The following is a 13,796-nucleotide window of genomic DNA, read 5'->3' as shown; positions in this document are numbered from 1 at the left end:
GCCGGGCTCCCGTCGCTTTCGGACAGTCTGGCCGAATTGCCGCGCATTCTCAGCGTCCTGCCAGTAATCGTGACTACCCTCGCGGCCGTTCACTGATTTCTACCGACGGGAAATCCATGCCTGCCGCGCGCGGTACGGAATTGCGGCTGCTCGCGCTCGCGGTCGCCATCGTCTGGTCGGCGTTCCTGCTCGTGGACGCGAACGCACTGGGGCGGATCGATTCCTCGATCACCGGCTACGGCGCGTCGTTCACCGCGGTGGCCGCGGCGGCGCACGTGGCGGTCCGCCGCTGGGCCAGGTACGCGGACCCGCTGATCCTGCCCTGCGCCGTGCTGCTGAACGGCCTGGGCCTGGTGGTGATCCACCGGATCGACCTCGGGCTCGCCGAACAGGCGGTGCAGCGCGGCAAGGCGTACTCGGCCGTCGCCGGGCAGCAGGTGCTGTGGACGGTGGTGGCGCTGGCGTTGTTCCTGGCCGTGCTCGGATTCGTGCGCGATCACCGGGTGCTGACCCGCTACGGCTATCTCGCCGGGCTGGCCGGGTTCGTCGCGGTGGTGCTGCCCGCGCTGCTTCCGGCGTCGCTGTCGGAGGCGGGCGGCGCGAAGGTGTGGATCAGGATCGGCCCGCTGTCCATCCAGCCGGGCGAGTTCGCGAAGCTGCTGCTGATCGTCTTCGCCGCGACGACGCTGGTGGCGAAACGGGAACTGTTCCGCGTGGCCGGGCGCACGGTGCTCGGCGTCGAACTGCCGCGGGCGCGCGACCTCGGGCCGATCATTCTCGCCGCGCTCGGCTGCGTGGCGGTGCTGGCGTTCGAGAAGGAACTCGGCGCGTCGCTGCTGTTCTTCGGGATCACGCTGGTGATGATCTACCTCGCGACCGAGCGGGTGATCTGGGTCTACGCCGGGCTGGCGGTGTTCGCCGGCGGCTGCGTGCTCGCGTACTTCCTGTTCAACCACGTGCGGCAGCGGGTCGCGAACTGGATCGACCCGCTCGCGACCTACGACCAGGCAGGCGGCGGGTACCAGGTCGCGCAGGGCCTGTTCGGCCTCGGCACCGGCGGCATGGGCGGAACCGGCCTCGGCGCGGGCAGGCCGGACATCGTGCCGGAGTCGAACACCGACTTCATCACCGCCAGCATCGGCGAGGAACTCGGTTTCCTCGGACTGGCCGCGGTGCTGATGCTGTACCTGCTGATCGCCCTGCGCGGAATGCGGCACGCGCTGGCCGTCCGGGACAGCTTCGGCAAACTCCTCGGCGGCGGGCTGGCGTTCACCGTGGTGATGCAGATTTTCGTGGTCGTGGGCGGGGTGACGAAGCTGATCCCGGAAACCGGCATCACCGCGCCGTTCCTGTCGAAGGGCGGTTCGTCGCTGCTCGCGAACTACATCCTGGTCGCCCTGCTGCTGCGGATCTCGGACGCGGCCCGCCAGCCGAGCGCGACGGACCCGGTGCAGGCGGTGCGAGCGCCGCTGGCCGAGGCGGGGACGGTGCTGGTCAACCGGCCCGCAACCGGGCGCTCGCCTTCGCCAGTTCGCCCGCGACCGACGACTCGTCCGCCTTCGTGAGCCGCCCCTGGTCCACGACCGTCTTCCCGCCGACGAACAGCTTCCGCAGCGGCGGCGGCGCGGCCAGGACCAACGCCGCGACCGGGTCCTCGATGCCCGCGTAGTTCAGCCCGTTCAGATCCCACACCGCCAGATCCGCGAGCTTGCCGACCTCCACCGAGCCCATCTCGCGCTCCCGGCCGAGACAGCGCGCGCCGCCCATTGTCCCGAGCCACAAGGCTTCCCGCGTGGTCAAGCCCTTCGGCCCGCCGCGTTGCCGGGCCTGCAGCAACGCCTGATGCAGTTCCTCAGCCAAGCCGCCGGATTCGCTCGAAGCCGCGCCGTCGACGCCCAGCCCGACCGGGGCGCCGGCGTCGAGCAGGTCCCGCACCGGGGCGATTCCGCTGCCCAGGCGGCCGTTCGACGTCGGGCAGTGCGCGGAACCCGTTGCCGTCGCGCCAAAACGACGGACCGCGTCCGGGGCGAGGTGCACGGTGTGCGCGAGCCAGACGTCCGACGCCAGCCAGCCCAGTTTGTCCGCGTACTCCGCGGGCGTGAGGCCGGTTTCGGCGAGGCATTGCTTTTCCTCGTCCTGCGTTTCGGCCAGGTGCGTGTGCAGCCGGACGCCCTTGCGCCGCGCCAGCTCGGCCGATTCCGCCATCAACCGCTCGGTGACGGTGAACGGCGAGCACGGGCCCGCCGCGATCCGCAGGTGCGCGTTCGGCGAGGCGTCGTGGTAGCGGTCGATCGCGGCTTCGGTGCCGAGGAGGGCGTCCTCGGCGGTCTCGACCAGGCTGTCCGGCGGGAGTCCGCCGTCCGATTCGCCGCGGTCCATCGAGCCGCGGACCAGGTGCAGCCGCAGCCCGATCCGCTCCCGCGCGGCGACGAGCGCGGCCACCTGGTCGCCGCCGTCGGCCGGGAAGACGTAGTGGTGATCGGCGACCGTGGTGCAGCCGCTGAGGGCGAGCCGCGCCATTCCGGCGGCACCCGCGGCGTGCGTGATCTCCGCGTCCAGCTTGGCCCACACCGGGTACAGCGCGACCAGCCATTCGAACAGCGTGTGGTCGGCGGCGAGTCCGCGGGTGGCCCACTGATAGAGATGGTGGTGCGTGTTCACGAGGCCGGGCGTGACGAGACAGCCAGCCGCGTCAACGCGTTCGTCCGCCTCGCCGGTGAAGGCCCCGTCGCCGACCGCCGCGATGCGGTCGTCCTCCAGCACGACGTGCCCGTTGCGGTACTCGGGACCGCTGACCGTCGCGATCGCGGCGTTCTCGACGACTGTCCTCATGCGACACTCACCTCCGGAAGGTCTCGGGAGTGGCTACCCCGAAGCCGGGGCCGCCACTCCCGGACCGCCTCACAACGCCTTGGCCGCGCGATCCGCCACCAGGTTCAGGAACCGGCTCGGGTCGCTCAGCTCGCCGCCCTCGGCGAGCAAGGCCATGCCGTGCAGCAGCTCCGCCGTCTCGGCCAGCGACGCGTCCTCCGGGTGCTCGGCGAACGCCTTGCGCAGACCGGTCACCAGCGCGTGCTCCGGGTTCAGCTCCAGCACCCGCTTCACCGGCGGCAGCTCCTGCCCCATCGCGCGGTACATCTTCTCCAGCGTCGGCGTCAGGTCGCCCGCGTCGCCGACGATGCAGGACGGCGACGTGGTCAGCCGCGACGAAAGCCGGACCTCCTTGACGGTGTCGGACAGGGTCGCCGACATCCACTTCAGCAGGTCCTCGTACTCGGCCTTCTTCTCGTCGGTCGTCTCGTCGCCGAGGTCGACCTCGCCCTTCGCGACCGACTGGAACGTCTTGCCGTCGAAGCCGCTCACCGCGTCGGCCCACATCTCGTCGACCGGGTCGGTGAGGATCAGCACCTCGTACCCCTTGGCGCGGAACGCTTCCAGGTGCGGCGAGTTCTCGATCGTGGTGCGCGAATCGCCGGTCAGGTAGTAGATGTGCTCCTGGCCCTCCTTCATCCGCGACACGTAGTCGCGCAGCGAGGTGGGCTTCTCGGCGTGGTGCGTCGAGGCGAACGACGAGATCTCCAGGATCTGCTCCCGGTTCTCCGGGTCGTCGAGCAGGCCCTCCTTGATCGCGCGGCCGAACTCGGCCCAGAACTTCGCGTACTTCTCGGCGTCCTCGGTCATCATCGTCTTGACCGTGGACAGGATCTTCTTCTCCAGCCGCCGCCGGATCGCGCGGATCTGGCGGTCCTGCTGCAGGATCTCGCGCGACACGTTCAGCGACAGGTCCTGCGCGTCGACGACGCCCTTCACGAAGCGCAGGTAGTTCGGCATCAGCGCTTCGCAGTCGTCCATGATGAACACGCGCTTGACGTACAGCTGCACGCCGCGCTTCGCGTCCCGCATGAACAGGTCCATCGGCGCGCGCGAGGGCAGGAACAGCAGCGCCTGGTACTCGAAGGTGCCCTCGGCCTGCATCCGGATCGTCTCGAGCGGGTCGGTCCAGTCGTGGCTGATGTGCTTGTAGAACTCGTGGTACTCCTCGTCGGAGACCTCGTCCTTCGACCGCGCCCAGAGCGCCTTCATCGAGTTGACGGTCTCGAGCCCCTCTTCGCCCTCACCGGTCTTGGCCATCTGCACCGGCCAGGTGATGAAGTCGGAGTAGCGCTTGACGATCTCGCGCACCTTCCACGGCGACGTGTAGTCGTAGAGGTGGTCCTCGTCGTCGGCGGGCTTGAGGTGCAGCGTGACCGAGGTGCCCTGCGGCGCCTCGGAAAGCGACTCGATCGTGTAGGTGCCCTCGCCGGTGGATTCCCAGCGGACGCCCTCGTCGGCGCCCGCGCGGCGGGTCACGAGCGTGACCTTGTCCGCAACCATGAAACTGGAGTAGAAGCCAACGCCGAACTGCCCGATCAGGTCCTGGCCCGCGGACTCCTTCGACTCCTTCAGCTTGCGCAGGAAGTCGGCGGTGCCGGATTTCGCGATGGTGCCGATCAGGTTGACGACGTCGTCCCGGCTCATCCCGATGCCGTTGTCGCGCACGGTGAGGGTGCGCGCGTCGGAGTCGAGGAGGATCTCGATGTGCAGGTTGTCCGTGTCCGCCCGCAGATCCTTGTCGCGGTACGTCTCCAGCTTCAGCTTGTCCAGCGCGTCGGAGGCGTTGGAGACCAGCTCGCGCAGGAAGATGTCCTTGTTCGAGTAGATCGAGTGGATCATCAGCTGCAGCAGCTGGCGCGCCTCGGACTGGAACTCCAGCGTTTCGACCGTCCCGGTTTCCTCAGCCATGGCTTTCGTGTTTCCTTTCGCCCCTGAAAGACCGGCGTGAAGTCTACCGAGGGGGTACGGCAAAACGTGCGGAGACCGCGAAGTCCGATTGCCGCCAGCGACCCCGGCCCGCGGCGGCCACGCTGGGGCCCGTGACTGATCCCGCAGCCGTGCTCGACGGCATGTATCGAGCCGAAGCCGAGTATTTCGCCGCCGGCGGCCCCGGTTCGGCTTCTTTTGCCCCGCTGGCCCCGTATTTCGCCGAGGATGTCGTACTTCACCAGGCCGACGGACTGCCGTTCGGCGGCGACTGGCACGGCCACGCCGGGCTGGAGAAGTTCTTCCTCGAGATGAGCCGGATCTGGGAGCTGTTCGAGATCGGCGAGCAGGAGTACCTCGCCGTCGGCCCGACGTCGGTGGTGCTCACCCAGGTCCGCGCCCGCACGCGGACGACCGGGCGCGAGCTGGAGTTCCCGATCCTGCAGGCGATCCGGATCGAGGACGGGCGGATCGCCGAGGTGCGGCCGTTCTACTGGGACACCGCGGCGATCGCGGAGGCCTACGGCAGCTGAAGACTCGTGAGCGGCTAAGCCGGTTCTAACCGGCCTAGCCACTCACGAGCAGTTCAGGCTTGCCGCCGCGCGTACGCGTCCAGCCGAGCCACCTCGAACGGCAGCTCCGACTCCGCCAGCGCACCGCACTGGTACCCGCCCAGCAGGTACCGCGCGAGCGCTTCCGCCGTGGCCGGTTCGTCCAGCACTCCCCCGGCCGTCTTCGACGCGTAGTCCTGCAACCGCTTGGCCGCCGCCGGGGCACCCTCGCGGTAGAAGGCGTACGTCGCCGCATACCGGGTCGGCAGCTGGTGCGGATGCAGGTCCCAGCCCTGGTAGAAGCCGTTCTCCAGCGACCGCCGCACCAGACGCAGGTGTTCTGCCCACGCGCCCGGCAGGTCGTCGCCCACCGGGAGCCGGTTGGTCGAACCGTCGGACAGCCGCACGCCCGTTCCGGCAGCCGCGACCTGCATCAGCTGCTTCGCGAAGTCGGCGGCGGGGTGCGCCATGCTTTGGTACGCCGCGCTGATTCCGAGACCCGCGCTGTAGTCGTACGTCCCGTAGTGCAGCCCGGAGCACCGGCCGTCCGCGGCCTGGATGATCCGCGCCACCGAGACCGTGCCGTCGGTCGAGAGGATCGACTGCGCGGTCTCGATCTGCACCTCGAACCGCAACGCGCGGTCGGGGAGTCCGTACGCGGTTTCCAGTCGCCCCAACACTTCTGCGGCGACTTCGACCTGCTCGACCGCGGTGACCTTCGGCAGCGTCACCACGAATCCGTCCGGCAGCGAGCCTTCGGACAGCAGGCCGGACAGGAACAGGTCGAGCGTCCGGATGCCGCGGCGCCGGGTCGCGGCTTCGAAGCTCTTGAACCGGATGCCGGCGAACGGGGTGCCGCCGGTGGTCGCGAGGGTGCGCCCGGCAGCCTCCGCCGCCGCGTCCTCCGCTTCGTCGCCGGGACGGCCGTAACCGTCCTCGAAGTCGATGCGGAGGTCCTCGATCGGCTCGGTGAGGAGCTTCTCGCGGACCCGCTCGGCCACCGCCGGGTCGAGGTTCAGCAGGTCGCCGTGTTCGACGAAGACCCGCATCGCCTGTTTGCCCCAGTCGGCGACCAAGCGCGTGCGGTACTGCGAGGCCGGCACGTAAACCGTGTGCACCGGACGACGGCCCGGAGACTCGCCGGGGTACTTCGCCGCCACGCGCGCGTCGGCCTCGGCCAACCGCGCGTCGGCGGCGCTGTAGACGTCCTCGGCGAGCCGTCCGCCGCCCATTACTGGATGTGCTCGTACGCCGGCAGGGTCAGGAAGTCCGGGAACTCGTCGGCCAGCGCGACCTGCTCGAACAACTCGACCGCGGGCTTCAGCAGATCGTCGGCGATCTCCGCGGCCAGCTCGCCCCGGACGTCGGCGACGACGCCGCGCACCAGCTCCGCGGTGACCTTCTCGCCGTTGTCCAGCTGCGTGCCGTTCTTGACCCACTGCCACACCTGCGACCGCGAGATCTCGGCCGTGGCGGCGTCTTCCATCAGGTTGTGGATCGCCGCCGCGCCGTTGCCGCCCAGCCACGAGGCCAGGTAGCGGATGCCGACGTCGACCGCCGCGCGCAGCCCGGCCGCGGTGGCGCTGCCCGGCGTCGAGGCGACGTCCAGCAGCTGGTCGGCGGTCACCTGCACGTCGTCGCGGGTGCGGTCGAGCTGGTTCGGCTTGTCGCCGAGGACCTTGTCGAACTCTTCCTTGCAGAGTGCGACCATGCCCGGGTGCGCGACCCACGAACCGTCGAAGCCGTCCCCGGCCTCCCGCGACTTGTCGGCGTGCACCTTCTCGAAGGCGCCCTGGTTGACCTCCGGGTCCTTGCTCGGGATGAACGCGGCCATGCCGCCGATCGCGAACGCGCCGCGCTTGTGGCAGGTGCGCACGAGCAGCTCGGTGTAGGCGCGCATGAACGGCGCGGTCATCGTGACCGAGTTGCGGTCCGGCAGCACGAACTTCTCGCCCGCGTCGCGGAAGTACTTGATGACGCTGAACAGGTAGTCCCAGCGGCCCGCGTTGAGGCCGGAGGCGTGCTCGCGCAGTTCGTAGAGGATCTCTTCCATCTCGAACGCGGCCGGGATGGTCTCGATCAGCACGGTCGCGCGGACGGTGCCGTGCGGGATGCCGAGCGCCTTCTCCGCGTGCGTGAACACGTCGTTCCACAACCGCGCTTCGAGGTGGCTTTCCATCTTCGGCAGGTAGAAGTACGGGCCCTTGCCGCGGTTGAGCAGTTCCTGGGCGTTGTGGAAGAAGTACAGGCCGAAGTCGACCAGCGCGCCGACGCCCTTGCGGCCGCCGAAGGTCAGGTTCCGCTCGTCGAGGTGCCAGCCGCGCGGGCGGACCACGATGGTGGCGTGCTCGACGTCGGGCTTCAGCTCGTAGTGCTTGCCGTTCTGGTCCAGCGTGATGGTGCCGCGGATCGCGTCGGACAGGTTAACCTGGCCGCCCACGACGTTCGCCCAGTGCGGCGTGTTCGCGTCCTCGAAGTCCGCGAGCCACACCTTGGCTCCGGAGTTGAGGGCGTTGATGGTCATCTTGCGGTCGGTCGGGCCGGTGATCTCGACGCGGCGGTCGCGCAGCGCCTCCGGAGCGCCGGCGACCTGCCAGTCGCCCTCGCGGATCTCCTTCGTCTCCGGGAGGAAATCGAGCCGGCCGGTAGTGCGGGCCTCCTCGCGCCGCTTCCCGCGCGCGACGAGGAGTTCGTCGCGCCGCGCGGCGTACTCGTCGTGCAAGCCCGCTACGAAAGCGAGGGCTTCCGGCGTCAGAATCTCGTCCCCACGCTCGACGGACCCGCCGAGAACCTGGACCTCAGACATGCGCAACACCCCGAGTAGTGCTTTGGATAACGTCCCTACGGTTTTTACCTGACGGACTATAGTTTCTGCATAGCGGAACATCAATCGGGTCTGTGAGGAGGACCACTGGTGGCGGCTGAGAAGAGCGGACGAGACGGCGGCGTCCAGTCCCTGCAGCGCGCGTTCGAGCTGCTGGAGCACCTGGCGGACACCGGCGGCGAGGCCAGCCTGTCGGAGCTGGCGACCCTGTCCGGGCTGCCGATGCCGACGATCCACCGGCTGATCCGCACGCTGGTGTCGCTGGGCTACGTCCGGCAGAACACCAACCGGCACTACGCGCTCGGCGCCCGGCTGATCCGGCTCGGCGAGAACGCCAGCATGCAGTTCGGCGCGTGGGCGCGGCCGTTGCTGGTGGAGCTGGTCGAGGAGGTCGGCGAGACGGCGAACCTGGCGGTGCTGGAACGCGACGAGGTGGTGTACGTCGCACAGGTGCCGTCGAAGCACTCGATGCGCATGTTCACCGAGGTCGGGCGGCGCTTGCTGCCGCACGGCACCGGCGTGGGCAAGGCGATGCTGGCGGAACTGCCCGCCGACGAGGTCGCGGCGCTGCTGGAGCGCACCGGGATGCCCGCGTACACCGAGCACACCTTCACCGATCCCGACGCGCTGGCGGTAGAGCTGAAGAAGATCGCCGGACAGGGTTACGCGCTGGACGAGGCCGAGCAGGAACTCGGGGTGCGCTGCATCGCCGTCGCGATCCCCGGCGCGCCGGTCCCCGCCGCGGTGTCGGTGTCCGGCCCGTCCGGCCGCCTGACCGCGGACGCGGTGAGCCACATCGCGCCGGTGGTGCAGAAGGTGGCGGACCGGCTTTCGCAGCAGCTGCCGGTTACCTGAGTTCGCCCTTGAGGAGGTCCATCAGCAGCCCGTCGTGCCAGGTCCCGTCGAGGCCCTGCTCGTAGTCGCGAAGGACGCCGACGCGCCGGAAGCCGAGCTTCTCGTACACGTGGATCGCGCGGTGGTTGGCCGCCGCCGGGTCGATGGTGATCCGGTGGTGCCCCTGGTCGAACAGCCGCTGGGCGAGGATCCGGATCGCCTCGGAGCCGAGCCCGAGACCGTAGTGGTCCGGATGCACCGCGAGGTCGATTCCGGCGTGCCGGTAGCGGCGTTCGAGTTCTTCCCAGCTCTGGATCACGCCGACGGTCTGGCCTTCGTACCCGATGGCGTACGCCGTGTGGTCCCCCTGAGCGAAAAGCCCGTCGGTCTCCTCGTCGGGATCGCCCCACCACTGCGCTACTTCCGGCGCGGACAGGATCTCGTGCACTCGCGACCGATCTGCTTCGGTCAGCGTGCGAAGGGTGACGCGGTTCACTTCATCAGCCCAGCAAAGCGTCCACGAACGCCCCCGGCTCGAACGGAGCCAGGTCGTCCGGCCCCTCGCCCAGCCCCACGAGCTTCACCGGCACCCCCAGTTCCTTCTGGACCTGGAACACGATCCCGCCCTTGGCCGTGCCGTCCAGTTTGGTCAGGACGATGCCCGTCACGTCGATGACCTCGGCGAACACCCGCGCCTGCGCCAACCCGTTCTGGCCGGTCGTGGCGTCCAGCACCAGCAGCACCTCGTCCACTCGCGCCTGCTTTTCCACGACTCGCTTCACCTTGCCGAGTTCGTCCATCAGGCCGGTCTTCGTGTGCAGGCGGCCCGCGGTGTCGACCAGGACCGTGTCCACGCCCTCGCTGATTCCCTGCTTAACCGCGTCGAACGCGACCGCCGCCGGGTCCGCGCCTTCCTTGCCTCGGATCACCGACGCGCCTACCCGCTCGCCCCACGTCTGGAGCTGGTCGGCGGCAGCCGCGCGGAACGTGTCGGCCGCGCCGAGGACGACGGTGCCGCCCTGCGCCACCAGGACTCGGGCGAGTTTGCCGGTCGTCGTGGTCTTGCCGGTGCCGTTCACGCCCGCGACCAGCACGACCGCGGGCTCCTTCTTGCCGTCCACCTCGTGCGGGAGGGCCCGGACCGCGCGCTCGGCGTCCGTGGACAGCGCGGCGGTCAGCACCTCGTGCAGCAACTCGCGGGCTTCCGCCGACGTGCGCACCGCGCGGCGGTTCAGTTCGTCGCGCAGCCGGTCCACGATCTGGGTCGTCGTGGCGGCGCCGAGGTCCGCCATGAGCAGCGTGTCTTCGACGTCCTGCCAGGAGTCCTCGTCCAGGTCGCCGCCGCCGAGGAGGCCCAGCAGGCTCTGGCCGAACACCGAGCGGGACTTCGACAGGCGGCCGCGCAGGCGCTCGAGCCGGCCCGACGGGGACTCGATTTCCTCGATGGGCTCGACCGTTCCCGGGACGACCGCCTCGGGAGCCTCTTCCTCGACCGGCTCGGGGAGTTTGACGTCGCGCACCGTGCGCTGGTCGGAGTCGCGCGGGACCGCGGCGTCGTCGCCGACCGCGGGCTGGCCGTCGACTTCCGGCCGGTCTTCGACCGGATGCTCGACCACCGGCTCCGGCGAAGGCTCGGGAACCGGCGGCGCCTCAGCGGTCTTCCCACCGGGAGCCAGCGAGATCCCGCCGCTCGCGGCGTACCCGCCGCCCTTCGGCTTCTCCTCGACCTCGCGCTGTTCGGCGATGCTGATCCGCCGCTTGCGCGCGATGAGCAGCCCGGACACCAGCAAGGCGACCAGGACGACGACGGCGACGACAACGATCCAGAACCAGGTGCTCGACACGCCACCATCCTGTCATCCGCGTGCACAAGCCACCGGACACCCCACCGCGAAGCCAACGAGTAACGCGAACGGTTCCGATTCGGCCAAGACTCCACGAAGCGTCTTGCGCCACCCCTTCGGTGTTGACTAGACCACATCGGATGACCACCCCCGCCGGCCACTGTTTCCGCGTCCTCGGGCTGCTTTCGGGCACGTCCGCGGACGGGATCGACGTCGCGGTCGCCGAAATCCGCGCCGAGAACGAGACCGTCGTCCTCACCCCGCTCGGCGAACTCGACGTGCCTTATCCCGCCGACCTCCGCGCGGATCTTCTCGACGCCCTCCCGCCGCGGCCGAGCAGCGCGCGCCAGCTGACCGTCCTCGACACCCGGGTCGGCCAGGCGTTCGCGGACGCGGCCGCGCGCGGGATCGCCGCGTACGGGCCGGTGGACGTGATCGCCTCGCTCGGCCAGACCGTCTACCACTGGGTGGAGAACGGCGTCGCGCTCGGCACGCTCCAGCTCGGCCAGCCGGCGTGGATCGCCGAGCGCACCGGAGTGCCGGTGATCGCCGACCTCCGCATCCGCGACATCACCGCGGGCGGCCAGGGTGCACCGCTGGCCAGCACTCTCGACGCGATGTGGCTGCGAGGCCTTGCCGAGGAGACCGGACGTCCGGTGGCCGCGCTCAACCTCGGCGGCATCGCGAACATCACCGTCGTCACGCAGTCCGACAAGGTGCTCGCCTACGACACCGGCCCGGCCAACGCGTTGCTCGACCTCGCCGCCGCGCACGTCAGCGACGGCAAGCTGTCCGCCGACGTAGACGGACACCTCGCGCTCGCCGGTTCGGTCCGGAAAGACCTGCTCGACCGGCTGCTGGCCGACCCCTATTTCGCCGCTCCTCCCCCGAAATCCACTGGCAAAGAGCACTTCCACGGCGGATACCTGAACGCAGCCCTGTCCGGACTGCCGCCGTTGTCCCCGGAGGACCTGCTGGCCACGCTCACCGAACTGACCGCCGCGACGGTCGCCGCGGAATGCCGGCGGCACGGCGTCGCGACCGTTGTCGCGTCCGGCGGCGGGGTCGCGAACCCGGCGACTATGGCCGCGCTCGCCCGGCTTCTGCCCGGCGGCGCGCTCCGCACCAGCGACGACCTCGGCCTCCCCGGCTCCGGAAAAGAGGCCTATCTGACCGCGCTGCTCGGCTGGCTGAGCTGGTGCGGTGTCCCGGCGACGCTGCCGTCGGCCACCGGAGCGAGCGGTCCCCGCCTGCTCGGCGCGCTGACGCCGGGCGCGGCGCCCCTGAATCTCCCCGCCCCGCTGGGGGGCGCCGCGACCCGGCTCCGGGTCGCGGAATCCGGGCAACCACGGTAGGAGAACCCCATGAATCCAGTCGATCTGGTGATCGTCATCGTGTATCTCGCGGCGATGCCGGTCATCGGCGTGCTGGTCGGACGCAGACAGAAGTCCGCGAACGACTACTTCGTCGGCGAGCGCAGCATGCCGTGGTGGGCGGTCACGCTCTCGGTGGTGGCCACCGAGACGTCCACGCTCACCGTGATCTCCACGCCCGGGCTCGTGTTCGGCAGCGCCTTCCTGTTCCTGGAAGTCGCGTTCGGCTACATCATCGGCCGCGTGATCGCCGCGTTCGTGCTGCTGCCGCGCTATTTCCGCGGCAATTACGTGAGCGCGTACGAATTCCTCGGCCGCCGCTTCGGCCGCGGGCTGCAGGGCACCGCGTCGGTCACCTTCGTGGTGACGCGGCTGCTCGCCGAAGGGCTGCGGCTGTTCGCCGGGGCGATCCCGATCAAGGCGATCCTCGGCCACTACGGCATCCACACCGAGTACTGGCACATCGTCGTCCTGCTGACCGCGCTCACCGTGGTCTACGCGTTCGTCGGCGGCATCAAGTCGGTGATCTGGGTGGACGTCATCCAGTGGTCGCTCTACATCCTCGGCGCGATCGGCGCGGTGATCTTCCTGTCCACGAAGCTGCCGTCCGGCTGGACGCAGCTCGCTTCGAGCCAGGGCCGGTTCCAGTTCACCGATTTCGCGTCGAACCTGCTCACCAACCCGTACGCGTTCCTCTGCGCGGTGGTCGGCGGCGCGTTCCTGTCGATGGCTTCGCACGGCGCGGACCAGCTGATCGTCGGCCGCCTGCTGTCGTGCCGGAACCTGCGGGACGGGCAGCGCGCGCTGATCGGCTCGGCCTTCGTGGTGTTCGTCCAGTTCGCACTGTTCCTGCTCGTCGGCGCGATGCTGTGGGTCTACACCGGCGGCAAGACCGGCGCGACGGCCACCGCGGTCGCGGCCGGGAAGATGTCCGGCGACGACGTGTTCTCCAATTTCATCGTCAACGACCTGCCGGTCGGCCTCGCCGGGCTCTTGATCGCCGGCATCCTCGCGTCGACCATGGGCGCGCTCGCCTCCGCGCTCAACGCGCTGTCCACGTCCACCATCGCCGACCTCTACCAGCGGTTCACGCACAAATCGATCGAGGACGCCAAGCTGCTCCGGCACGGTCGCATGTGGACACTCATCTGGGCGGCGGTGTTCGCGGTGTTCGCGTCGATGTTCACCAACTCGAAGGACCCGGTGATCCAGCAGGGCCTCGGGATCGTCGGCTACACCTACGGCGCGCTGCTCGGCTCGTTCTTCCTCGGCCTGCTGGTGCGCAAGGCCCGGCAGTCCGACGCGGTGATCGCGTTCGCCTGCTCGGTCGTCGGGATGGCGTTCCTGATCCTGTTCGTGAAATTCGACAAGGCGACCACCGCGGTGCACATCCACTTCGGCGCGGCGACCAAGACGCTGGTGCCGCTGGCGACGTATTGGTACACCTTCGCGGGCGTGCTGATCACGCTGATCGTGGGCGGGCTGCTGTCCCTGCGGCGGCGCGGCGTGGACCCGAATGTCGAGCAGGTCGAGGAGCCGGCGGAAACCCCGGCGTAGAAAGCTGGTGCGT

11 protein-coding genes are annotated in these 13,796 nt (G+C 69.6%); 5 read left to right on the top strand and 6 right to left on the bottom strand.

Annotation, left to right across the window (positions count from 1 at the left end; all coding sequences use genetic code 11):
- Window positions 1-116 precede the first annotated feature (116 nt).
- Complete coding sequence (locus CU254_RS07805; RefSeq protein ID WP_009074383.1) at window positions 117-1,565, top strand: FtsW/RodA/SpoVE family cell cycle protein; 1,449 nt, start codon at window positions 117-119, stop codon at window positions 1,563-1,565.
- Here the strand turns inward: CU254_RS07805 and CU254_RS07800 are convergent.
- Together CU254_RS07800 and htpG are read right to left on the bottom strand one after the other, a co-directional pair.
- Entirely contained in the window at window positions 1,495-2,832 is a 1,338-nt protein-coding gene (locus CU254_RS07800; protein ID WP_009074381.1) for an 8-oxoguanine deaminase, read from the bottom strand. The two genes, CU254_RS07805 and CU254_RS07800, sit on opposite strands and share 71 nt — an antisense overlap.
- Before the next feature lie 69 nt (window positions 2,833-2,901).
- Window positions 2,902-4,782 (bottom strand): molecular chaperone HtpG, encoded by a 1,881-nt coding sequence (htpG, locus tag CU254_RS07795; protein ID WP_037712914.1) that lies wholly within the window; start codon window positions 4,780-4,782, stop codon window positions 2,902-2,904.
- Between the two features lie 131 nt (window positions 4,783-4,913).
- Between htpG and CU254_RS07790 the strand changes: the two genes are divergently transcribed.
- On the top strand, window positions 4,914-5,333 hold the full coding sequence (locus CU254_RS07790; protein ID WP_234392806.1) for a nuclear transport factor 2 family protein: 420 nt from the start codon (window positions 4,914-4,916) through the stop codon (window positions 5,331-5,333).
- A gap of 53 nt (window positions 5,334-5,386) precedes the next feature.
- Here the strand turns inward: CU254_RS07790 and CU254_RS07785 are convergent, their stop codons facing one another.
- Together CU254_RS07785 and aceB are read right to left on the bottom strand one after the other, a co-directional pair.
- A complete protein-coding gene (locus CU254_RS07785) occupies window positions 5,387-6,583 on the bottom strand; it encodes an aldolase (RefSeq protein ID WP_009074374.1) in 1,197 nt (398 codons plus the stop codon).
- Window positions 6,583-8,157, bottom strand: a complete 1,575-nt coding sequence (gene aceB, locus CU254_RS07780; RefSeq protein ID WP_009074372.1) for a malate synthase A — start codon at window positions 8,155-8,157, stop codon at window positions 6,583-6,585. Before aceB ends, CU254_RS07785 begins: the two co-directional genes overlap by 1 nt.
- Before the next feature lie 108 nt (window positions 8,158-8,265).
- Here aceB and CU254_RS07775 point away from each other — a divergent pair, with 108 nt between their 5' ends.
- Window positions 8,266-9,030 (top strand): IclR family transcriptional regulator, encoded by a 765-nt coding sequence (locus CU254_RS07775; RefSeq protein WP_037712911.1) that lies wholly within the window; start codon window positions 8,266-8,268, stop codon window positions 9,028-9,030.
- Here CU254_RS07775 and CU254_RS07770 read toward each other — a convergent pair.
- Window positions 9,023-9,505 (bottom strand): GNAT family N-acetyltransferase, encoded by a 483-nt coding sequence (locus CU254_RS07770; RefSeq protein WP_009074368.1) that lies wholly within the window; start codon window positions 9,503-9,505, stop codon window positions 9,023-9,025. The genes CU254_RS07775 and CU254_RS07770 overlap by 8 nt on opposite strands.
- Before the next feature lie 4 nt (window positions 9,506-9,509).
- Window positions 9,510-10,853 (bottom strand): signal recognition particle-docking protein FtsY, encoded by a 1,344-nt coding sequence (gene ftsY, locus CU254_RS07765; protein WP_009074366.1) that lies wholly within the window; start codon window positions 10,851-10,853, stop codon window positions 9,510-9,512.
- 140 nt (window positions 10,854-10,993) lie between these two features.
- Here ftsY and CU254_RS07760 point away from each other — a divergent pair, with 140 nt between their 5' ends.
- Complete coding sequence (locus CU254_RS07760) at window positions 10,994-12,208, top strand: anhydro-N-acetylmuramic acid kinase (RefSeq protein ID WP_009074364.1); 1,215 nt, start codon at window positions 10,994-10,996, stop codon at window positions 12,206-12,208.
- A gap of 9 nt (window positions 12,209-12,217) precedes the next feature.
- The gene (locus tag CU254_RS07755; protein WP_009074362.1) at window positions 12,218-13,783 is read left to right on the top strand and encodes a sodium:solute symporter; all 1,566 of its coding nucleotides are present in this window, start codon (window positions 12,218-12,220) and stop codon (window positions 13,781-13,783) included.
- Window positions 13,784-13,796 lie beyond the last annotated feature (13 nt).

This window comes from Amycolatopsis sp. AA4 (assembly GCF_002796545.1).
In the GTDB taxonomy this organism is placed as follows: Bacteria; Actinomycetota; Actinomycetes; order Mycobacteriales; family Pseudonocardiaceae; genus Amycolatopsis.
Note: the sequence above shows the minus strand (reverse complement) of the source record. Positions and strands in the feature narration are given on the sequence as shown.